Origin of the sequence: Pseudomonas sp. GM21 (assembly GCF_000282215.1) — a bacterium.
In the GTDB taxonomy this organism is placed as follows: Bacteria; Pseudomonadota; Gammaproteobacteria; order Pseudomonadales; family Pseudomonadaceae; genus Aquipseudomonas.
Genome location: NZ_AKJS01000151.1, coordinates 1 through 20,309 on the forward strand (window position 1 = coordinate 1; position 20,309 = coordinate 20,309).

The 20,309-nt window shown below is 59.5% G+C and carries 21 protein-coding genes; 16 read left to right on the forward strand and 5 right to left on the reverse strand.

All coding sequences use genetic code 11. The features are described from left to right. The first annotated feature begins 261 nt into the window (after window positions 1-261). The 7 genes from prfB (at window position 262) to PMI22_RS04915 (ending at window position 7,233) form a co-directional block, all read left to right on the forward strand. A protein-coding gene (gene prfB / locus PMI22_RS04945) for a peptide chain release factor 2 (protein WP_122837662.1) occupies window positions 262-1,357 on the forward strand; the annotation gives its coding sequence in 2 pieces (ribosomal slippage) (window positions 262-333 and window positions 335-1,357; 1,095 coding nt in all). Between the two features lie 125 nt (window positions 1,358-1,482). Then, complete coding sequence (gene lysS, locus PMI22_RS04940) at window positions 1,483-2,985, forward strand: lysine--tRNA ligase (RefSeq protein ID WP_033049650.1); 1,503 nt, start codon at window positions 1,483-1,485, stop codon at window positions 2,983-2,985. Window positions 2,986-3,084: 99 nt separating this feature from the next. Further along, window positions 3,085-3,801, forward strand: a complete 717-nt coding sequence (locus tag PMI22_RS04935; protein ID WP_007948306.1) for a TetR/AcrR family transcriptional regulator — start codon at window positions 3,085-3,087, stop codon at window positions 3,799-3,801. A gap of 175 nt (window positions 3,802-3,976) precedes the next feature. Continuing rightward, window positions 3,977-4,531 carry a hypothetical protein gene (locus tag PMI22_RS04930; protein WP_007948307.1) on the forward strand — a complete coding sequence of 185 codons (555 nt, stop codon included), beginning with the start codon at window positions 3,977-3,979 and terminating at the stop codon, window positions 4,529-4,531. 36 nt (window positions 4,532-4,567) lie between these two features. Further along, the gene (locus PMI22_RS04925; protein ID WP_007948308.1) at window positions 4,568-5,845 is read left to right on the forward strand and encodes a flavohemoglobin expression-modulating QEGLA motif protein; all 1,278 of its coding nucleotides are present in this window, start codon (window positions 4,568-4,570) and stop codon (window positions 5,843-5,845) included. Window positions 5,846-5,992: 147 nt separating this feature from the next. Further along, on the forward strand, window positions 5,993-6,907 hold the full coding sequence (locus PMI22_RS04920) for an alpha/beta hydrolase (protein ID WP_007948309.1): 915 nt from the start codon (window positions 5,993-5,995) through the stop codon (window positions 6,905-6,907). Continuing rightward, on the forward strand, window positions 6,904-7,233 hold the full coding sequence (locus PMI22_RS04915) for a hypothetical protein (RefSeq protein ID WP_007948310.1): 330 nt from the start codon (window positions 6,904-6,906) through the stop codon (window positions 7,231-7,233). The genes PMI22_RS04920 and PMI22_RS04915 overlap by 4 nt, the downstream gene beginning before the upstream one ends. 110 nt (window positions 7,234-7,343) lie before the next feature. On the opposite strand, the gene PMI22_RS04910 is transcribed toward PMI22_RS04915, so the two are convergent. The 3 genes from PMI22_RS04910 to PMI22_RS04900 all read right to left on the reverse strand — a co-directional run bounded on the left by PMI22_RS04910 (window position 7,344) and on the right by PMI22_RS04900 (window position 9,312). Then, window positions 7,344-8,132 (reverse strand): OmpA family protein, encoded by a 789-nt coding sequence (locus tag PMI22_RS04910; RefSeq protein ID WP_007948311.1) that lies wholly within the window; start codon window positions 8,130-8,132, stop codon window positions 7,344-7,346. Window positions 8,133-8,187: 55 nt separating this feature from the next. Next, window positions 8,188-8,601, reverse strand: a complete 414-nt coding sequence (locus PMI22_RS04905; protein ID WP_007948312.1) for a DUF4398 domain-containing protein — start codon at window positions 8,599-8,601, stop codon at window positions 8,188-8,190. A gap of 366 nt (window positions 8,602-8,967) precedes the next feature. Further along, on the reverse strand, window positions 8,968-9,312 hold the full coding sequence (locus tag PMI22_RS04900) for a hypothetical protein (RefSeq protein ID WP_007948314.1): 345 nt from the start codon (window positions 9,310-9,312) through the stop codon (window positions 8,968-8,970). Between the two features lie 213 nt (window positions 9,313-9,525). Between PMI22_RS04900 and ppc the strand changes: the two genes are divergently transcribed. The 7 genes from ppc (at window position 9,526) to PMI22_RS04865 (ending at window position 16,805) form a co-directional block, all read left to right on the forward strand. After that, complete coding sequence (gene ppc / locus PMI22_RS04895) at window positions 9,526-12,156, forward strand: phosphoenolpyruvate carboxylase (protein WP_007948315.1); 2,631 nt, start codon at window positions 9,526-9,528, stop codon at window positions 12,154-12,156. A gap of 287 nt (window positions 12,157-12,443) precedes the next feature. Beyond that, complete coding sequence (adk, locus tag PMI22_RS04890; protein ID WP_007948316.1) at window positions 12,444-13,091, forward strand: adenylate kinase; 648 nt, start codon at window positions 12,444-12,446, stop codon at window positions 13,089-13,091. Between the two features lie 87 nt (window positions 13,092-13,178). Next, window positions 13,179-13,853, forward strand: coding sequence for a tRNA (adenosine(37)-N6)-threonylcarbamoyltransferase complex dimerization subunit type 1 TsaB (tsaB, locus tag PMI22_RS04885; protein ID WP_007948317.1), 675 nt, complete (start codon window positions 13,179-13,181; stop codon window positions 13,851-13,853). 234 nt (window positions 13,854-14,087) lie between these two features. Then, window positions 14,088-14,393, forward strand: a complete 306-nt coding sequence (locus PMI22_RS04880) for a hypothetical protein (protein ID WP_007948318.1) — start codon at window positions 14,088-14,090, stop codon at window positions 14,391-14,393. After that, on the forward strand, window positions 14,393-15,253 hold the full coding sequence (locus PMI22_RS04875; protein ID WP_007948319.1) for a DUF72 domain-containing protein: 861 nt from the start codon (window positions 14,393-14,395) through the stop codon (window positions 15,251-15,253). Before PMI22_RS04880 ends, PMI22_RS04875 begins: the two co-directional genes overlap by 1 nt. Window positions 15,254-15,285: 32 nt before the next feature. After that, window positions 15,286-16,107, forward strand: coding sequence for an isocitrate lyase/PEP mutase family protein (locus PMI22_RS04870; RefSeq protein ID WP_007948320.1), 822 nt, complete (start codon window positions 15,286-15,288; stop codon window positions 16,105-16,107). A gap of 2 nt (window positions 16,108-16,109) precedes the next feature. Continuing rightward, on the forward strand, window positions 16,110-16,805 hold the full coding sequence (locus PMI22_RS04865; RefSeq protein ID WP_007948321.1) for an extensin-like domain-containing protein: 696 nt from the start codon (window positions 16,110-16,112) through the stop codon (window positions 16,803-16,805). Window positions 16,806-16,822: 17 nt separating this feature from the next. On the opposite strand, the gene PMI22_RS04860 is transcribed toward PMI22_RS04865, so the two are convergent. Further along, on the reverse strand, window positions 16,823-17,443 hold the full coding sequence (locus tag PMI22_RS04860) for a hypothetical protein (protein ID WP_007948323.1): 621 nt from the start codon (window positions 17,441-17,443) through the stop codon (window positions 16,823-16,825). Window positions 17,444-17,536: 93 nt separating this feature from the next. Between PMI22_RS04860 and PMI22_RS04855 the strand changes: the two genes are divergently transcribed. Continuing rightward, complete coding sequence (locus PMI22_RS04855; protein ID WP_007948324.1) at window positions 17,537-18,319, forward strand: class I SAM-dependent methyltransferase; 783 nt, start codon at window positions 17,537-17,539, stop codon at window positions 18,317-18,319. A 146-nt stretch (window positions 18,320-18,465) separates the two neighbouring features. On the opposite strand, the gene PMI22_RS04850 is transcribed toward PMI22_RS04855, so the two are convergent. Beyond that, a complete protein-coding gene (locus tag PMI22_RS04850; protein WP_007948325.1) occupies window positions 18,466-19,110 on the reverse strand; it encodes a TetR/AcrR family transcriptional regulator in 645 nt (214 codons plus the stop codon). Window positions 19,111-19,203: 93 nt separating this feature from the next. On the opposite strand from PMI22_RS04850, the gene PMI22_RS04845 reads away from it, so the two are divergent. Beyond that, window positions 19,204-20,304 carry an efflux RND transporter periplasmic adaptor subunit gene (locus tag PMI22_RS04845; protein ID WP_007948326.1) on the forward strand — a complete coding sequence of 367 codons (1,101 nt, stop codon included), beginning with the start codon at window positions 19,204-19,206 and terminating at the stop codon, window positions 20,302-20,304. The last annotated feature ends 5 nt before the right edge of the window (window positions 20,305-20,309 follow it).

Here is a 20,309-nt window from a genome sequence, read left to right on the forward strand (position 1 = left end):
GCGAGGCTGCGTCCGGCGGCGAAGCCGTCGTAAAACCATACAATTCGAAATTCCAGACAAACCGCGTGCGCAGGATTGGCGAGGACTTCGGTCGAGCGCGACCCCGGCCCGGACACAGCCTCGCGGGGCTCGACCGCTGCTACAGGGATGTTCCATTGTTTCAGCCATTCGTGCCTAAAGCCGCCGGGCGGACTGCCGTTTCCAGCCGTTTGCCGTTATACTCGCCGGCTTTCAAAAGTTCGCCAACGAGTGCTGCCCGCCATGGAAATCAACCCGATCCTTAACAGTATCAAGGACCTGTCCGAGCGCTCCGAAACTATTCGGGGGTATCTTTGACTACGATCAAAAGCATGAGCGTCTGACCGAAGTCAATCGCGAGCTTGAAGATCCGTCTGTCTGGAACAACCCGGCGTACGCTCAGGAACTGGGCCGCGAGCGGTCGCTGCTGGCACAGATCGTCGAAACCCTCGACGAGATGCACTCCGGCCTGGCTGATGCCAAAGACCTGCTGCTGATGTCCGCCGAAGAAGAAGACCAGGCCGCCGTCGATGACGTCGCCGCCGAAGTCGAGCGCCTGCGCGAGTCGCTGGAAAAACTCGAATTCCGTCGCATGTTCAGCGGTGAAATGGACGCCAATAACGCCTACCTGGACATCCAGGCCGGCTCCGGTGGCACCGAGGCCCAAGACTGGGCCAACATCCTGCTGCGCATGTACCTGCGCTGGGCTGACAAACGCGGTTTCGACGCGACCATCATGGAGCTGTCGGCCGGTGAAGTGGCCGGGATCAAGGGCGCTACCGTTCACATCAAGGGCGAATACGCCTTTGGCTGGTTGCGTACCGAGATCGGCGTGCACCGTCTTGTGCGCAAGAGCCCGTTCGACTCCGGCAACCGTCGTCACACCTCGTTCTCGGCGGTGTTCGTGTCGCCGGAAATCGATGACAACATCGAAATCGACATCAACCCGTCGGACCTGCGCATCGACACCTACCGCTCCTCCGGTGCCGGTGGTCAGCACGTAAACACCACCGACTCGGCCGTGCGTATCACCCACGTACCGTCCAATACCGTGGTCAGCTGCCAGAACGAACGCTCCCAGCACGCCAACAAAGACACCGCGATGAAAATGTTGCGGGCGCGCTTGTACGAGCAGGAAGTGCAGAAACGCAACGCCGCTTCCCAGGCCCTGGAAGACACCAAGTCCGACATCGGCTGGGGTCACCAGATCCGCTCGTATGTACTCGATGCGTCGCGAATCAAGGATTTGCGCACTAACATCGAACGCAGCGACTGCGACAAGGTGCTCGACGGCGACATCGACGAATACCTGGTGGCCAGCCTGAAACAAGGCCTGTAAGCGATGCAATGCCGGATCGCCTGACTACGCGCGATCCCTGTGGTAGCGGCGGTGCGGCGATCCGACTTGCCCGCGATCCCCAGCCGCAGGCTGGGGACAACGAACCTGATGGAATATTTAAAGACATGAGCGACCTAGATCTCGACCCGCAAGCCCTGCAACAGGAAGAAAACTCCCTGATCGCCCTGCGCAAGGAAAAGCTTGCTGCCGAGCGCGCCAAGGGCAATGCCTTCCCGAACGACTTCCGCCGCGACAACTACTGCAATGACTTGCAGAAACAGTACGCGGACAAGACCAAGGAAGAGCTGGCAGAGGCTGCAATCCCGGTCAAGGTTGCCGGTCGCATCATGCTCAACCGTGGCTCGTTCATGGTGATCCAGGACATGACCGGTCGCATCCAGGTTTACGTCAACCGTAAAACCCTGTCCGAAGATACCCTGGCCGCGGTGAAAACCTGGGACATGGGCGACATCATTGCCGCCGAAGGCACCCTGGCGCGTTCCGGCAAGGGCGATCTTTACGTCGAAATGACCAGCGTGCGCCTGCTGACCAAGTCGCTGCGCCCGCTGCCGGACAAGCACCATGGCCTGACCGACACCGAGCAGCGCTACCGTCAGCGTTACGTTGACCTGATCGTCAACGAAGACGTGCGTCAGACTTTCCGCGTGCGTTCGCAAGTGATTGCGCACATCCGCACCTTCCTGATGCAGCGCGACTTCCTGGAAGTCGAAACGCCGATGCTGCAAACCATCCCGGGTGGTGCAGCGGCCAAGCCGTTCGAGACTCACCACAACGCGCTGGACATGGGCATGTTCCTGCGTATCGCGCCTGAGTTGTACCTCAAGCGCCTCGTTGTTGGCGGTTTCGAGAAAGTGTTCGAGATCAACCGCAACTTCCGTAACGAGGGCGTTTCGACTCGTCACAACCCTGAATTCACCATGTTGGAGTTCTACCAGGCGTACGCCGACTACGAAGACAACATGGACCTGACCGAAGAGCTGTTCCGTGAACTGGCGCAGCTGGTTCTGGGCAGCACCGACGTGCCTTACGGCGACAAAGTGTTCCACTTCGGTGAACCGTTCGTGCGTCTGTCGGTATTCGACTCGATCCTCAAGTACAACCCGGAGCTGACCGCTGCCGACCTGCAAGACATCGACACGGCTCGCGCCATCGCCAAAAAGTCCGGCGCCAAGGTGCTGGGCTTCGAAGGTCTGGGCAAGCTGCAAGTGATGATTTTCGAAGAACTGGTGGAGCACAAGCTGGAGCAGCCGCACTTCATCACCGAGTATCCGTTCGAAGTGTCGCCGCTGGCCCGTCGCAACGATGACAACCCGAACGTCACCGACCGTTTTGAACTGTTCATCGGCGGCCGTGAAATCGCCAACGCCTACTCCGAGTTGAACGACGCGGAAGACCAGGCCGAGCGTTTCATGGCTCAGGTCGCCGACAAGGACGCGGGCGACGACGAAGCCATGCACTACGACGCCGACTTCGTTCGCGCGCTGGAATATGGCATGCCGCCAACGGCCGGTGAAGGCATCGGCATCGACCGTCTGGTGATGCTGCTGACCAACTCACCGTCGATCCGCGACGTGATCCTGTTCCCGCACATGCGGCCGCAAGCGTAAGTGTTTCAATAAAAAAGCCGCCTTTTCAGGCGGCTTTTTATTGCCTGTCTGGTACAAACGTATCAATTTGTTGCTTTCACCTGAAAGGAAAGACCTGTCGTGAATCATGCAATGGCTCAAGAAGGTGCAGCGGATATCGCCACTGCGGTCGCTGAAAGTGTTCAGTACCAAGGCCGCAAGGCCAGCCGACAGGGCAGCGAACAGCGTCGACAGGTCATTCTCGATGCGGCGATGCGCATTGTCGTGCGCGATGGCGTGCGGGCCGTGCGTCACCGCGCGGTGGCCGCCGAAGCTGGGGTGCCGCTGTCAGCGACCACCTACTATTTCAAGGATATCGATGACTTGCTCACCGATACCTTCGCTCAGTACGTGGAACGCAGTGCCGCGTTCATGGCCAAACTGTGGGTAAACAATGAAGGCCTGCTGCGCGAGATGGTGCTCAGTGGCGACGGCACCCCGCAGGCGCGTTCGAAACTGGCGGACGATATTGCACGGTTGATGACGGACTATGTGCACCGCCAACTGATCAACCGTCGTGAGCACCTGATGGCTGAACAGGCGTTCCGCCAAGAGGCTTTGTTGAACCCGCGTCTGGCGGAGTTGGTGCGCGCGCATCAGCAGATTCTTCTCCAGGGTACGCGCCAGCTTTTCGAGGTATTGGGTTCGCGTGAGCCACAAGAGGATGCCAAAGTGTTGACGGCGATTATCGGACGGATGGAATATCAGGGCCTGCTCAACGACGCCGAGCCTGTAGGTGAAGTAGAAATGCTCGGTATCCTCAATCGTTACATGCACTTGGTACTCGCGTCGGTATGAGCTTAGCTCGGTCCCTGTAGCAGCTGCCGCAGGCTGCGTCCGGCGACGAAGTCGTCGTAAACCTGCCACCGTGTTCCTTCAGTTGATTCGGGATTCAGATTTTACGACTGCTTCGCAGCCGAACGCAGCCTTCGGCAGCTGCTACAGGACTGCGTGTGTTCATAGGGAGTGTTGAATGAAAGCCTGGCGCGTCGTGGTAATCGCCTTGTCGTTCCTGCTGCTCAGTGGCTGCCTGGTGACCTTCAAGGAGCCTCTGCCCGCAAGCGACCCCGCGCCCAAAGGTTTGCTCGGCAAATGGACCAGCACCAACGCGTGGGGCGAGCCGATGAATCTGGAGCTGACGCGCATTGGCGACAATCGCTATCAGGCCGTCAGCTACTTCAAGGCCAAACCCGGTGAACGTGAAGCGTATCCCTTCACCGTCTCGCGTCATGGCAGCCGCTGGTATCTGTCGGCGAAAGTGCCCGCCAGATTCGGCGGCCATTTCACCATTGCCGGTTTCGAGATCACGGACAAAAAAGAACTGGTGGTCTACAACCTCGATGTCGAGCAGATCAACCAGGCCCGCGGACAGGAAATCTTGAGCGGCGAAGGCTTCCAGACCGACGATGGCGACGGGGTCTTGGTCAACAACGCGATGGATCAGGTCTTCAGCTACCTTGACGATCCGGCCAATTCCGATGTTTTCGTCGAAGCCGTGCGTTATCAGCGCCTGGCCAAAAGCAAATAAACCCAGCACATAACGGTTTTACTACAGGAGTTACGGGTGGACGAATACCAGCAGACGATACGCATTTTGTCCGATCGCATTGTGCTGGCACAGACGCCGATTCGCGTCCTTGATGCGGTCAAGTGGGACGACAGCATCCGCCAAGGGTTCCTCAAGGCCAAGGGCAAGGAAATGCCTGCCATTGACCGCGATTACTACCTCAATCGGCCGCTGTCGTTTGACTCCAGCAAAGTGAAGCTGGAATTCCAGAACATCGAACGCGACATCACCCGTCAGCTCGGCCAGTTCAACCCGGTCGGCCAGATCATGCGCCGCATGTGCAAGGAATACCGGATGGTGGTGCGCATGCTTGAAGCGCGTGGTACCGAGGATTTCGGCCTGATTTCCCAGGAACTGTACGGCGCCGCCTCCGACGCGTTTCACGCCGGCGACCCGACCCTGGCCGATCTTGGGTTGATGCTTTCCGATTACCTGAACAACATCGACGGCCGTGGCGATCTCAAGGATGAGCCAAAAGTCCTCACGGCCAAGGAAGCCGTGCACTTGTTGCAAACCCGATTGAACAAGGTGTTTGGCGAGGCCGAAGAAACCATTCGGGTGTTCGAGTCCGACGGGATCGTCGCCGATGCGGCGGCCGGCGCCGACTACATCAAGATCCGCACCGATGCGATGTTCAACGACCGCGACGTGCTTGCCCTGGAAGTGCACGAAGGCCTGGTGCATGTCGGCACCACGCTCAACGGCTTGAACCAGCCGATCTGCACTTTCCTGTCCAAAGGCCCGCCATCGTCGACGGTGACGCAGGAAGGCCTGGCGATCCTGATGGAAATCATCACCTTTGCTTCCTACCCGAGTCGCTTGCGCAAACTGACCAACCGCACCCGCGCCATTCACATGGTGGAGGAGGGGGCCGACTTCCTGCAGATCTTCGACTTCTTCCGCGAACAAGGCTTCGAAATGGCGGAAAGCTACGGTAACGCGAGCCGGGTGTTCCGTGGATCGGTGCCCAACGGCCTGCCATTTACCAAAGACTTGTCCTATCTCAAGGGCTTTATCATGGTTTACAACTACATTCAGTTGGCCGTGCGTAAAGGCAAGCTTGAGCAGATCCCGCTGTTGTTTTGCGGCAAGACCACCCTGGAAGACATGCGCACCATGCGCCAGTTGGTGGATGAAGGGTTGGTGGTGCCGCCGAAATATCTGCCGGATCAGTTCCGCGACCTGAACGCGCTGTCGGCGTGGATGTGCTTCTCCAACTTCCTCAATCACCTGAGCCTGGACCGGATCGAAGCGGATTACTCAAACATCCTGTAGCGATCATTAGATCCCCTGTGAGAGCGAGCCTGCTCGCGAATGCGATTCACCATTCAACATGGATGTTGACTGACACACCGCTTTCGCGAGCAGGCTCGCTCCCACAGTGGGGATGTATTCCAACCCATTTCTGCGAGGTTTCAACGGATGCGATTCCTCGGCATTTTTTGCCTGCTTCTGACCTTGAGCGGTTGCAGCTCCCTGTTGTTCTATCCCGAGCCCGGTCAGCTGTTCACCCCGCAAAAAGCTCATCTGGACTACCGCGAAGTCACCCTTGTCACCGCAGATGGCCTCAAGCTGAACGCTTGGTGGTTGCCGGCCAAAAAAGGGGTCGAGGTCAAAGGCACGGTGCTGCACTTGCACGGTAACGGCGGCAATTTGCCGATGCACCTGGGTGGGAGCTATTGGTTGCCCAAGCACGGCTATCAAGTGCTGATGATCGACTATCGCGGCTACGGGTTATCCGAAGGGAAGCCGAGCCTGCCGGCGATCTATCAGGACATTGACGCCGCGTTCAAATGGCTCGATCAGGCACCTGAGGTCAAAGGCAAACCTTTGATCCTGCTCGGCCAAAGCCTCGGTGGTTCGATGGCCGTGCACTATCTGGTTCAACACCCCGAGCGCCAGAAACAACTCAACGCCATGGTTCTTGACGGGGTGCCCGGCAGCTATCGCAGTGTCGGCCAATTTGTCTTGAGTACCTCATGGCTGACCTGGCCGTTCCAGGTGCCGTTATCCTGGCTGGTGCCGGACGGTGACAGCGCAATCAACTCGATAGCGCAGCTCAAAGGTGTGCCGATACTGTTCTACTACAGTATCGACGATCCGATCGTGCCCCTTTCCAACGGCATCCGTCTGTATCAAGCTGCGCCGCCGCCACGCGTGCTGCAATTGACCCGAGGCGGTCATGTGCAGACGTTGACCAACCCGGTCTGGCAAAAAGTCATGCTGCGTTATCTCGACGACCCGCAGCATTTCAACGGCCTGCGCCGCTTGGGTGAAATCCCCAATTACCCGGCACCCCCGATTTCAGAAGATGAACCATCAGAGAGCCCGCAATGAGTGAAGAACGAAACGCCATCCCGCTGATCATCACCGGTATCTGCAGCATCCTCGGCACCGTTGGCGCCTTGTGGTTCTACGGCTACCTGCATTTCGCCAAGCCTGAGGATGCGTTGCTGCTCAGCGACTTCACCATGCTCAAGACCTTGCCGGGTGAAGACTACAAAGTCTCCCTGGAGCCGGCCGCGCAAGTCGCCCAATGCATCGATGGCGTGCTGGTGCTGTTCGACACCGAGCAAAAAGGCCTGACCGGTGTGTTGGTCAACAACAAGAAAAAAGCCGTGCGTTGCATGGGGCAGGAAACGCCGCAGAAGCTGGAGCAGTAACCCGGATTTGAGATAATCAAAGTCCCACAGGGTTTTGAGTGATCTGCAAAGATAATAAAAGCCCCGGCAGATCGACTCAGCCGGGGCTTTTGTGTTTCAGCAGCTTTTGCTTAGTTCGCACTCACCGCCGAACGCGGGATCACCGGCTGGTTGTCATTGGAGATGGTCACCTCCACCCGACGGTTCATCGCCCGGCCCGACGCGCTGGAGTTCTCCGCGACCGGGTATTCCTTGCCGTAACCCTGAGCGACGATTCGCGCCGGATCAACGCCCATTTTCACCAGCGCCGTGCGCACAGAACCGGCGCGACGCTCCGACAATGACTGGTTGTGGCTCTCGGTGCCGGTGCTGTCGGTATAACCCTCGACAATCGCTTTACGATCCGGGTTTTCCGCGAGGAATTGCGCCAGTTTGTTGATGTTCACCAGACCATTGGATTTCAGGTCAGCCCGGTCCGTGGCAAACAACACATCACCAAAGGTCACCAAGGTGCCGCGGTCGGTTTGCTTGGCGTTCAGGCTGTTCTGCAACTGCTGGATCTGTGCATCTCGTGCATCAAGACGCGCCTGGGCACGTTGTGCCGACGCGTTTTTCAGGTTGGCTTCAGCGGTGCGCAGGGCGATGGTCTGCTTGGCCACTTCAACGCGCGAATTGGTCAGGTAGGCCAGTTGGTCGACCGTGGCCTGGTCTTCCTTGTCCTGATAGGCCTTGTCGGCTTTGTCCAGGTAATCACTGGCTTCCTTGGTTTCCAGTGCCGCGACCTTGCTGGCTTGCGGGTTGGTTTGCAGGCCGCTGTAGTTGGTACGCGCCTGTTCCAGGTTCGCGTTGGGCGGGGTGGAGCAGGCGGCCAGGGCAACACTTGCGGCGAGGAGAGCGGGGATCATCAATTGGGTACGCATAGTCGTTCGTCCTTTCTATCTGTAAGAGCTTCAGGTCTGGGGTCTGGATGCGCGCTTATTGCACGGTGCGCTGACTTTCCTGACGCAGTTCCTGAACACCTTGCTGAGAGTCCTTGAGCGTCTGTTGGGCTTTCATTGCCTGAGCCTTGCGTTCGGCGACGCGAGCGTCCCACTCGGCTTGTTCGGCCAGCAGTCTGGCCTCATCGTATTTTTTGTCGTGCATGGCGATTTCGGCTTGTTTGAACTTGTCTTGCGCGGACTTCATCTCCACGGCCGCGAACTCGGTGCCACCGGCACTCACTGCGTCGTTGACGGCGGATTGGGTGACGGCGTATTGCTCGGTCGGCGGGTTGCCTGCGCAACCGGCCAGGATGAAACTGCTGCCGATGGCCAGGGCCGCCAGTTTCAGGCCGCGCAAGTGAGTGAATGAGGTGTTGGCAGTTCGGGTTTTCATGGTCTTCAACTCCATTGGAATAACTCCTGAAAAACTTGAATGTCCATCCTGGTCTGGAGCCGTAGCCGACATACTTGATGCGCGAAATGAAACGACCGTACCAGGCGTGGTTACTGGGTACGACCGGTGGCATTTTTTAAAAGTTCAGAGAAATTGATCCTGCATGGAAGAAAGCAGGCAAGGCTCTAAGTCGGGAACGTTGGTGATGAGAGGCGGTATCCCCGAGCTTTTTAACGCTCGGGAGTACGCCATTTTTGAAGGGGATTACAACCCCTGTGGGAGCGAGCTTGCTCGCGATAGCGGAGTGTCAGACAACAAAAATGTTGAATGTCAGACCGCAATCGCGAGCAAGCTCGCTCCCACCGTTTTAAACCGGCTGGATCAGTGTTTTTGCTTGTCGCTACCGGCCGATAAATCGTGCAAATGACGCCGGGACAATGCAAGAAAACGCGGTGTGGGACCGACGTCTTCGTACAGCGGATCACCTTCTTCGTCAGTGGCCACAACGGTCGAGCCTTTCACGTAGGGAAAGCTTTTTTCGAGCTCCTCCAGGGCGGCGCCGATCAGTTCGCCCAAAAGCTCTTCGGGTTGGCGTTTGGGGTACATGTCGGTAATGGCCGCCAGCCGTGCGGCGGCTTCCACGTCCAGATGAATGGTGTAGCCCGTTTCAGTCAGGCGACCCTTGGCGTTTTCTTCCCAATGCTGGGCAAGCTCGCGAATTTTCATAGTGACCTCAGTGCGTTCCTGCTCGTGGCAGGCCGTGTCAGTGACCGGCATTGGCCGGCGAAAGCCGTCGTGTGGCTTTCCCTTCAGACTAGCTTCTACGCACGGAGTTTAAAGTCGCTTCGTCGTTTGCTTGTAAGAACGGCTTTACGGCGGCACTCTTGGGGCCAAAGCATGATGTTCATGGCCGCCCGGATTTTTGCTGGAGAACTGCTGATGACCGATATTGATGCACGCTTGCGCGAAGACGTTCACTTGCTGGGTGAGCTGCTGGGCAACACCATTCGTGAACAGTACGGGGACGGTTTTCTCGACAAGATCGAGCAAATCCGCAAGGGCGCCAAGGCCGACCGTCGCGGTTCCATGGACGCCGAACTGAGCGCCAGCCTCAACCAATTGAGCGAAGATGAGTTGCTGCCGGTGGCGCGGGCGTTCAACCAGTTTCTCAACCTGGCCAACATTGCCGAGCAATATCAGCTGATTCACCGCCGCGAAGCCTCGCAGCCTGCACCGTTCGAGGCGCGCGTATTGCCGGAACTGCTCGCCCGCTTGCGCACCGAAGGCCACAGCGCCGACGCCTTGGCCCGGCAGTTGGGGCGACTGGAAATCGAACTGGTGTTGACCGCGCACCCAACCGAAGTCGCGCGCCGCACGCTGATCCAGAAGTACGACGCGATTGCCGCGCAACTGGCTGCGCAAGACCACCGTGACCTTATCCCGGCTGAACGCGAGCAGATCCAGGCGAAATTGCAGCGCTTGATCGCCGAAGCCTGGCACACCGAGGAAATCCGTCGCACCCGCCCGACGCCGGTAGACGAAGCCAAGTGGGGCTTCGCGGTGATCGAACATTCGCTGTGGCAGGCGATCCCCAATTACCTGCGCAAGGCCGACAAAGCCCTGTATGACGCCACCGGCCTGCACTTGCCACTGCAGGCCGCACCGATTCGTTTCGCCTCGTGGATGGGCGGCGACCGTGACGGCAATCCCAACGTGACCGCTAGCGTCACCCGCGAAGTATTGCTGCTGGCGCGCTGGATGGCCGCTGATTTGTACGTGCGAGATGTCGATCAGCTGGCGGCAGAGTTGTCGATGCAACAGGCCAGCGAGGCATTAATAGCCAAGGCCGGGGACAGCGCTGAACCGTATCGTGCCGTGCTCAAACAGTTGCGCGAACGCCTGCGGGCGACGCGTAACTGGGCGCATGCAGCCTTGACGACAACCACCCCGGCACCGGCCGATGTGCTGCAAAACAACCGCGACCTGCTTGATCCGCTGGAGCTGTGCTACCACTCGTTGCATGAGTGCGGCATGGGCGTGATCGCCGACGGCCCGTTGCTCGATTGCCTGCGGCGGGCGGTGACCTTCGGCCTGTTTCTGGTGCGCCTCGATGTGCGTCAGGATTCGTCGCGGCATACCGCGGCCATGACCGAAATCACCGATTACCTGGGCCTGGGTCGCTACGAAGACTGGAGCGAGGACGAGCGCATTGCCTTCCTGATGCGCGAGCTGAACAGCCGTCGACCCTTGTTGCCGACGTATTTCAAGCCCTCCGCCGACACCGCCGAAGTGCTCGCAACTTGTCGGGAAATCGCCGCCGCGCCAGCAGCTTCGCTCGGTTCGTATGTGATCTCCATGGCCGGTGCCGCCTCCGACGTGCTCGCCGTGCAACTGCTGCTCAAAGAAGCTGGCGTGCTGCGGCCGATGCGCGTGGTGCCGCTGTTCGAAACCCTCGCGGACCTCGACAACGCCGGTCCGGTGATCGAAAAGCTATTGCTGCTGCCAGGCTATCGCTCGCGCTTACAAGGCCCGCAGGAAGTGATGATTGGCTACTCCGACTCGGCCAAGGATGCCGGTACGACGGCGGCGGCCTGGGCGCAGTATCGGGCGCAGGAACGCTTGGTCGACATCTGTCGCGAGCAACAAGTGGAGCTGCTGTTGTTCCACGGTCGCGGTGGCACCGTGGGACGTGGTGGCGGTCCGGCGCACGCGGCAATTTTGTCGCAGCCGCCGGGTTCGGTCGCCGGGCGTTTCCGCACCACCGAGCAAGGGGAAATGATTCGTTTCAAATTCGGCCTGCCGGACATCGCCGAGCAAAACCTCAATCTGTATCTGGCTGCGGTATTGGAAGCGACCTTGCTGCCACCGCCACCACCGGAGCCGGCCTGGCGCCATTTGATGGATGAATTGGCCGCCGATGGCGTGAAGGCGTACCGCGCTGTTGTGCGTGAGAACCCGCAGTTTGTCGAGTATTTCCGCCAGTCGACGCCGGAACAGGAGCTGGGGCGCCTGCCGCTGGGCAGTCGCCCGGCCAAACGCCGCGCCGGCGGTATCGAAAGCCTGCGCGCCATTCCGTGGATCTTCGGCTGGACCCAGACACGCCTGATGTTGCCGGCCTGGTTGGGCTGGGAGGCCGCGTTGAGCAAGGCGCTGGAGCGCGGTGAAGGCGAGTTGTTGGGGCAGATGCGCGAGCAATGGCCGTTCTTCCGCACCCGCATCGACATGCTGGAGATGGTCCTGGCCAAAGCGGACGCGGATATCGCCCGATCCTACGATGAGCGCTTGGTCGAGCCGGATTTGCTTCCTTTAGGTGTGCATTTACGCGACCTATTGTCGCAGGCGTGTGCTGTGGTCCTGGGGTTGACCGGTCAGTCGCAGCTACTGGCACATAGCCCAGACACCCTGGAATTCATCCGCTTGCGCAACACCTACCTCGACCCGCTTCATCTATTGCAGGCGGAGTTGCTGGCCCGTTCCAGGCAACAGGACATGGCCCAAGGCAGCCCGGTAGAACAGGCGTTGCTGGTGTCTGTGGCGGGGATTGCCGCCGGTTTGCGCAATACCGGCTAAGGTTTTTTGGCGTGGGAAGAGGCACTCGGCGCAGGCGTTCAGTGCCTGTGGGCGAGTGCCTGAAAAGGTCGAACACGCGACAGTTAATGATGGGGTTGCGACTTGGTGCACTGCATCGAAACGCCACATAAGGCGGTGGTTTCTCCGACTTTCGGCGGCTTGTGTGGGCAGGAACTGCTGTGTATCTTGATCAGCCTTTGGCCGTTTGGGCGGCCACGACCCTATTTTGAGATTGGCCCCACGAGGCGAATCTGACGTTATCCATATAAAAATTGAGGAGCACATCGATGCGCGTCATTCTGCTGGGAGCTCCCGGGGCCGGTAAAGGTACTCAGGCACAGTTCATCACCGAGAAATTCGGCATTCCGCAAATCTCCACCGGCGACATGTTGCGTGCAGCGGTCAAGGCCGGCACCGAGCTGGGCCTGATCGCCAAGAGCGTCATGGACAGCGGTGGCCTGGTCTCCGATGACCTGATCATCAACCTGGTCAAGGAACGCATCAGCCAGGCTGATTGCGCCAACGGTTTCCTGTTCGACGGTTTTCCGCGCACCATTCCTCAGGCTGAAGCCCTGGTGAAGGCCGGCGTCGAGCTGGACCACGTATTGGAAATCGACGTTAAAGACGAAGATATCGTCCAGCGTATCGCTGGCCGTCGTGTTCACGAGGCCAGCGGTCGCGTGTACCACATCGTCTACAACCCGCCGAAAATTGCCGGTAAAGACGACATCACCGGTGATGATCTGGTACAGCGCAAAGACGACACCGAAGAAACCGTGCGTCATCGCCTGTCGGTCTACCACGCCCAGACCGAGCCTCTGGTGAAGTTTTACCAGGAGCTGTCCGCCGCTCAAGGCAAGCCGAAGTACAGCCACGTCGAAGGTGTTGGCTCGGTTGAAGAAATCACCGGCAAGGTGCTTGAAGCACTGAGCTAAAAAAACGCTTCATCTTCTACGGCCCGCTTGCGGGCCGTAGTTGTTTATACTGGCGCACTTTTTCTGACCTCTCTTACGGAAACATCGATGAGCACCTTGCTGGCCCTGGACACCGCGACTGAAGCTTGCTCCGTTGCCTTGCTGCATGACGGCAAAGTCACGAGCCATTACGAGGTGATCCCGCGCCTGCATGCGCAGAAGCTGTTACCGATGATTCAGCAATTGCTCGCCGATGCCGGGACCACCCTGCAAGCGGTCGATGCCATTGCCTTCGGGCGCGGGCCGGGCGCGTTTACCGGTGTGCGGATCGCTATCGGTGTGGTGCAAGGCTTGGCGTTTGCGCTGGATCGCCCGGTGTTGCCGGTGTCGAACCTGGCGGTGCTGGCGCAACGGGCGTATCGCGAACACGGTGTAAGCCAGGTCGCGGCCGCCATCGATGCACGGATGGATGAAGTGTATTGGGGCTGCTACCGCGAGACGGCAGGGGAGATGCGCCTGGTGGGCAAGGAAGCGGTGTTGCCACCAGAAGTGGCGGCGTTGCCGGTGGATGCCAACGGCGAGTGGTTTGGCGCGGGCACGGGGTGGGGGTATGCCGAGCGCATTGCCGTGAACCTGACCGGGCACGACGCGGGCATGTTGCCGCATGCCGAAGACCTGCTCACACTCGCGCGTTTTGCCTGGGAACGCGGTGAGGCGATTGTCGCGGATGAGGCGCAGCCGGTTTACCTGCGCGATAAAGTGGCGACGCCTAAGGCTCGTTGATTTTTCGCTACCGAGTGGGTCCCATCGCGAGCAGGCTCGCTCCCACAGGTTCTACACTGACATCTGTGGGAGCGAGCCTGCTCGCGATGGGGGTATATCAGCCAGCGCCAATCTTCAGTTTATTGCTCCGGCTTTTAAACCTTTTCCATTTTCTGTGTTCTAGTTATCACCGAGCGGTTTGCGAAGTGGGTAATGCGCCACTAGACTGCCATCATTGATACCGGACATGTACTCATGCGTATAGACGGCGTTTCCTCTCAGTCCTATCCCATCAATCGCAAGCCTCGCAAAGGCCCTGTGACGGAAGACGATTACGTCGATATCGACGGTGAGCTGGAAATCCCCTCCGAGGAGCAAATGGCTGCCCGTGCTGCCAAAGCCTCTGCGCAACGCCTGAGCAATCTCCCTGCTCGCCAGCAAGACATGATCTACCAGCGCGCCATGAGCAAAAACGTGGCCACGGCACTCGCCAGCTACCTGAGCACGGCCAGTTTTGTCGATTGGGATACGGATGTGCTGGGCCTTGACCTGTATATCTGATGTTGCTGCCTTACTACCTCGGCTGCCCGTCCTGGAGTGAAAACGCCTGGCGCGATTATCTCTATCCGCCTGATGCAAAACCCGCCGAATTTCTAAATCTCTATGCCCAAATATTCAACGCCGTAGAAGGCAATACGACCTTCTACGCGAGCCCGGCTGCCACCACGGTGCAGCGTTGGAACGAGGCCATGCCCGAACACTTTCGTTTCACGGCCAAGTTCCCCGGCGACATCAGCCACGGCGGTGACCTGCGCGAGCAACTGACTGCCGCCGAAACCTTCGTGCAATTGCTCAGCCCCTTGGGTGAGAGGGTTTCACCGTTGTGGCTGCAATTGTCGAAAAGCTTCACGCCGCAACGATTGCCCGAACTGGCCGCTTTCATTGATGCGCTGGAACGGCCACTGGCCGTCGAGGTGCGCCACGATGCGTTCTTTGCCAAGGGAGATGCCGAGCGAATGCTCAATCGCCTGCTGCTGGATCGCGGCGTCGAGCGCATCTGCCTCGATCCGCGCGCGCTGTTCAGTTGCACGTCGACCGATCCCTCGGTGCTCCACGCTCAATCGAAAAAGCCCAAAGTGCCGCCGCGTCCGGCGGCATTCACCCAGTTCCCGCAAGTGCGTTTCATCGGCCATCCCCAGTTGGAAGCCAACGATCCGTTTCTGCTGCCGTGGGTCGAAAAAATCGCCGCGTGGATCGAAGAGGGCCGCACGCCTTACATCTTCCTGCATACCGCCGACAACCTCTTGGCCGCCAAACTGGCGCAACGTTTTCACGCACAGTTGATGCTGCGATTGCCTGGCCTGCCGCCGCTGCCTGAGCTATACAGAGAGCCCGCAGTGGAGCAACTTGGCTTGCTCTGAGGCGGATTCGTCCCCTTTACAGGAGCCTGCCAATGGATGCGCAAACACTTCGAGCCCAAGCGTTCAAAGCCCTGCACGAACGCGCTGGCGCTTTTGTCATTCCCAATCCGTGGGACGCAGGCTCGGCGAAGATGCTCGCCAGCCTGGGGTTCGAGGCGCTGGCGACCACCAGCGCCGGTTACGCCTTTTCCAATGCGCGCCCCGACGGCGCGATGACCCTGGACGATACGCTGGCGAATGTTCGGGCGATTGTCGCGGCGACGGATCTGCCGGTGGCGGTGGATCTGGAAAACGGTTTTGCCGACGACCCCGCCGAGTGCGCGCAAAGCATTTTGCGCGCAGCCGAGGCCGGTGCTGTCGGCGGCTCGATCGAAGATGCCACGGGCCGTGAAGCGGCGCCCATCTACTGCTTCGAACATGCCGTGGCGCGCGTTGAAGCAGCGGTGGCGGCGGCGCGCAGCTTGCCGTTCCCCTTCATGCTGACCGCACGGGCGGAGAACTATCTGCATGGCAATCCCGATCTTGCCGACACCATTCGCCGGTTGCAGGCGTTCGCCGAGGCGGGGGCCGACGTGCTTTATGCACCGGGGCTGCGCAGTGCTGAAGAAGTGTTGGCGGTGGTCCGTGCCGTGGGGCCCAAACCGGTCAATGTGTTGATGTCCGGCGGGCTCAAGCTCACGGTCGAGCAGTTGAGCGAAATGGGCGTCAAACGCATCAGTGTCGGTTCAGCACTGGCCCTGGCGGCGTATGGCGAGTTTTTCCGTGCGGCCGAAGAGATCAAGACCTCGGGCACCTTCGGGTTTACCTCGAGGTCCATGCCTTACGCGCAGGCTAATCAACTGTTTAAAGGCTGACGATGCGGGTTCGGTGGGGGCTGTTGTTGGTGCTGTTGATCATTGGCGCATTGGGCGTGAGTGTCTGGCGCGGCTGGATCTCCCTGCCACCACAGTGGAACCCTTGGGCGCCGCTGGATGTGAAAGCAGAACCGAACGTGCTGACCCGCTTCAAGTTGATGCGTTTGCGTGATGACCCACAGTTGTGTGATCTGGCCTTGAGCAGTTCCGGATTGCGCGTGACCCGTCAGGCCGACAGTCCCGACGCTGCGTGCCCGTTGATCAACACCTTGCGGGTGCAGGGGGGGGAGATAGCCCTGAGCAGCAACTTTCTCGCCAGTTGCCGTCTCGCAGTGTCGTTCGCGCTGTTTGATCGACATGTCCTGCAACCCACGGCGCAGGCGGTGTATGGGCAGGCGATAACGCGGGTCGACCATCTCGGCAGCTTTGCCTGTCGTAATGTTTATAACCGCGAAAACGGCAGACTCAGTCAGCATGCGTCGGCCAATGCCTTGGACATTGCCGGTTTCCGTCTGGCGGACGACCGAACCGTCAGCGTGCTCAAGGACTGGTCCAAGGACAATCAGGACTCACGGTTTCTACGCCAGGTCCGCGACGGTGCGTGTCAGATGTTCAGTGTGGTGTTGAGCCCGGATTACAACGCCGCCCATCACAATCATTTTCATGTGGATGTCGGGCCGTGGTGGGTGTGTCGCTAAGGACCTGTTATTGAAGGTCAGGCGGCGATGCGCAGGTTTTGCAGAACGATCGGGCGCGCCCAGCCGTTATCGAAGTCGAGTTGTTTCTGTTGTTCCACCAGCTCTTGGGCAGGGAACGGCGGGAAGGGTTTGTCCAGCAGATCCATTTCGAATTCGGCGATCGGCAGGTGCAACGGACGCGGTTGCGACGCCGGGCCGGCTGCTGGCACGGGTTGACCGGCAGTGAGCACGATCGGGCGGACCCAGCCGCTTTCGAAGTCCTGTTGTTTTTGCTGAGCGACGATTTCTTCCGCCGGGAACGGTGGGGCCTGTTTGTCGGCCAGGTCCATTTCGAACTCGGCAATCGGCAAAAACAGCGGCTCGGGAGGGCGAACCACGTTTTCGGTCACGTTGCATTCGCGCTGGGAGACGATGTGCGCCAACAACTCGCTGCCAACCGTGGGTTCGACCGGGCTTTCCAGATCAACCGGTGGAAACTTGAGCGACTCCGGCACCCCATCACCCGGCTGATCGGCCAGCGCCCGGGCAAAAAAATCTTGCCACAGGTGACTGACACCGCCTAGCGCCTGGGTGTTTCGCAGGTTGTAATCGCCATAGGGCGAGATAAAACCTGTGATTGTGGGTTGAAAGTCTGACATTTCTCTCGGTCGACGCTCAGCTCTGGCAAAATGCCCGTTAGTTTTGTTATCGGCCGTTTTTGCTGATCATTAATTTTTTGAGCGTGTTTTCCGATGATTGATCAACCGGCGGTTTGCCGCATCCATGTCGAGGCCCTGGGCACGACCTTTCAGCCACAAGCCGAGCAATGGGCCGAGCGCCTGGGCTTGCCGTTGCAGGTGGATGACGGCGAGTTTGCCTTGCAGGTCGGCGAGCAGGGGTTGCAGCTGCAACAGCTCGGGGCGGATGCGCCGGGGCCGGTGCGGGTGGACTTCGTTGAAGGTGGAGCGGCGCATCGGCGGTTGTTCGGAGGCGGTACGGGTCAGATGATCGCCAAGGCCGTTGGCATCGCGCAGGGCGTGCGTCCGCGTGTTCTGGATGCCACGGCGGGGCTAGGCAAGGATGCGTTCGTGCTGGCGAGCCTGGGCTGCGAGATGAGCCTGATCGAGCGTCAGCCGCTGATTGGTGCCTTGCTCGAGGATGGCCTGGCGCGCGGCGCGGAAGATTTCGACGTGGCGCCTATCGTGGCGCGGATGAAATTACTCAAGGGCAACTCAATCGAGGTGATGCGCAATTGGGAAGGCGAGCCGCCGCAGGTGATCTACCTCGACCCGATGTTTCCCCATCGCGAGAAAACCGCGCTGGTGAAGAAGGAAATGCGCCTGTTCCGGCCCTTGGTGGGGGATGACCCGGATGCGCCAGCATTGCTCGAAGCCGCGTTGGCGTTGGCCAGCCACCGGGTAGTGGTCAAGCGCCCGCGCAAGGCACCGTGTATTGCGGGGCCCAAGCCGAGTCATGCACTGGATGGCAAATCCAGCCGGTATGACATTTACCCCAAGAAAGCACTCAAGCCCTGACTCGACGCTGATCGTGCTGATCGTTCCCACGCTCTGCGTGGGAATGCAGCCCGGGACGCTCCGCGTCCCTTCAAAGCCGAACGCGGAGCGTCCGTTGAGGCATTCCCACGCGGACGGTTCGACGCCTCGACGTGGGAACGATCCTGTCAGGCTGTCTGTGGTCGATAAGCCCGCATAAACAACTCCACCACTTCCCGCACGTGCTCCTCGGCCGCATCCCCGGTCACCGGCTCGCCGCAGCCATACAACAAGCGAAAATTCCCCGCGCCCTTGAGCAGGCAAAAGAAATGCTCGGCCGCATTGCGCGGTTTATCGATGCTCAGCACACCGCTTTGATCAATCTTGGCCAGCAACCGCTCCATGCCATGCAGCATGCGTTGCGGCCCGGCTTCGAAGAAGATCAATGAGAGTTTCGGGTCCTGGCTGCCCAGGGTCATCATCAATCGGTGCAGGTTCACCGATTCGTCACTGTTGATCAGTTGATGAAACCCGCGCGCGATGTTCAGCAGCACCGTTTCTACGGCAATGCCTTCCGGTAATTCGAAAAACAGCGGCGGCAGTTGCTCCTCACATTTGGCCACAACGGCGGCGGAGAACAGCGTCTCCTTGTCGTTGAAGTGGCTGTAGACCGTCAGCTTTGAGACCCCGGCCTCCGCTGCGACGGCATCCATGCTGGTGTTGGCGTAACCCTTACTCAGAAACAGCACTTTCGCCGCATCGAGAATGGCCTGGCGCTTGGCCAGATCCTTGGGCCTGCCTGGACCAATGGGTGCTGAAAGATTGTTCGACATATTCGTTTTTATTACTGGACTGGTGAGTTTGCTATTAATAACATACTCGTCAGTATAATTATTCCAAGCACCATTAGCGAAAGGTCCTTCACCATGTTCCGCTATGCCTTGCCCCTCGCGTTGCCAGTTTCCCTGGCTTTTTTTCTGTCTGCGTGTGGTCACGAAGAGGCGCCTCAAGTCACCATTCGCCCGGCCATGGTGGTGCAGCCAGAGCCTTCGGGGCAGGCGATGGAGAGCTATCCCGGTGAAGTGCGGGCGCGTTATGAGCCGGATCTGGCGTTTCGCATTGGCGGCAAAGTCAGCCGACGACTGGTCGAGGAAGGACAACGCGTCAAGGCCGACCAACCTCTGGCCGAACTCGATCCACAAGACGTACGCCTGCAACTGGATGCCGCCCGCGCCCAAGTCGCCGCCGCCGAGGCCAATCTGAGCCTGGTCCGCGCCGAGCGGGATCGCTACAAGACGCTGATGGACCGGCAGATGGTCAGCCGTTCGCAGTACGACAACACCGAAAACCTTTACCGCTCCGGTGAGGCACGCCTCAAGCAAATCAAAGCCGAATTCAATGTCTCGACCAATCAGGCGAGTTATGCGGTGCTGCGCGCGCCTCAGGATGGCGTGGTGGCCAAGCGGGCCGTGGAAGTCGGGCAAGTGGTGGCTGCCGGGCAAACTGTGTTCACCATAGCTACTGATGGTGAACGTGAAGTGTTGATCAGCCTGCCGGAACAAAGCTTTGGCCGCTTCAAGATCGGTCAGCCGGTGTTGGTAGAACTCTGGACCCAACCGGATCAGCGCTTTGCCGGACGCATCCGCGAACTGTCGCCCGCCGCCGATCCAAAATCGCGCACCTTCGCTGCTCGCATCGCGTTCACCGCCGGCAAAGTCCCGGCGGAACTTGGCCAAAGTGCCCGGGTGTTCATCCAGACCGCAGAAGCCATCGCGCTGTCGGTGCCTTTATCGGCCGTCACGGCAGAAAACGGTGCGACCTACGTTTGGGTGCTCGGTGCCAACAACACCTTGAAAAAAGCCCCGGTCCGCGTCGGCGCCTTCGGCGAGAAAACCGTGCCGGTGCTCGAAGGCCTGAACGCCAGCGACTGGGTCGTGGCCGCCGGTGTTCATGTACTGCATGACGGGCAGCAAGTGCGCCCGGTGGATCGCTCCAACCGCGTGGTCAATCTGGCGGACAAGGAGTAATTCCC

Coding starts and splice junctions, on each gene's coding strand:
- PMI22_RS04905 (WP_007948312.1), bottom strand. CDS start 8,601: ATGGAGTTGAAGACCATGAAAACCCGAACTGCCAACACCTCATTCACT.
- PMI22_RS04850 (WP_007948325.1), bottom strand. CDS start 19,110: ATGTCGAACAATCTTTCAGCACCCATTGGTCCAGGCAGGCCCAAGGAT.
- PMI22_RS04915 (WP_007948310.1), top strand. CDS start 6,904: ATGAGTGAAGAACGAAACGCCATCCCGCTGATCATCACCGGTATCTGC.
- PMI22_RS04865 (WP_007948321.1), top strand. CDS start 16,110: ATGCGGGTTCGGTGGGGGCTGTTGTTGGTGCTGTTGATCATTGGCGCA.
- PMI22_RS04930 (WP_007948307.1), top strand. CDS start 3,977: ATGAAAGCCTGGCGCGTCGTGGTAATCGCCTTGTCGTTCCTGCTGCTC.
- adk (WP_007948316.1), top strand. CDS start 12,444: ATGCGCGTCATTCTGCTGGGAGCTCCCGGGGCCGGTAAAGGTACTCAG.
- lysS (WP_033049650.1), top strand. CDS start 1,483: ATGAGCGACCTAGATCTCGACCCGCAAGCCCTGCAACAGGAAGAAAAC.
- PMI22_RS04855 (WP_007948324.1), top strand. CDS start 17,537: ATGATTGATCAACCGGCGGTTTGCCGCATCCATGTCGAGGCCCTGGGC.
- PMI22_RS04870 (WP_007948320.1), top strand. CDS start 15,286: ATGGATGCGCAAACACTTCGAGCCCAAGCGTTCAAAGCCCTGCACGAA.
- PMI22_RS04920 (WP_007948309.1), top strand. CDS start 5,993: ATGCGATTCCTCGGCATTTTTTGCCTGCTTCTGACCTTGAGCGGTTGC.
- PMI22_RS04910 (WP_007948311.1), bottom strand. CDS start 8,132: ATGCGTACCCAATTGATGATCCCCGCTCTCCTCGCCGCAAGTGTTGCC.
- PMI22_RS04875 (WP_007948319.1), top strand. CDS start 14,393: ATGTTGCTGCCTTACTACCTCGGCTGCCCGTCCTGGAGTGAAAACGCC.
- PMI22_RS04845 (WP_007948326.1), top strand. CDS start 19,204: ATGTTCCGCTATGCCTTGCCCCTCGCGTTGCCAGTTTCCCTGGCTTTT.
- PMI22_RS04900 (WP_007948314.1), bottom strand. CDS start 9,312: ATGAAAATTCGCGAGCTTGCCCAGCATTGGGAAGAAAACGCCAAGGGT.
- tsaB (WP_007948317.1), top strand. CDS start 13,179: ATGAGCACCTTGCTGGCCCTGGACACCGCGACTGAAGCTTGCTCCGTT.
- PMI22_RS04860 (WP_007948323.1), bottom strand. CDS start 17,443: ATGTCAGACTTTCAACCCACAATCACAGGTTTTATCTCGCCCTATGGC.
- ppc (WP_007948315.1), top strand. CDS start 9,526: ATGACCGATATTGATGCACGCTTGCGCGAAGACGTTCACTTGCTGGGT.
- PMI22_RS04880 (WP_007948318.1), top strand. CDS start 14,088: ATGCGTATAGACGGCGTTTCCTCTCAGTCCTATCCCATCAATCGCAAG.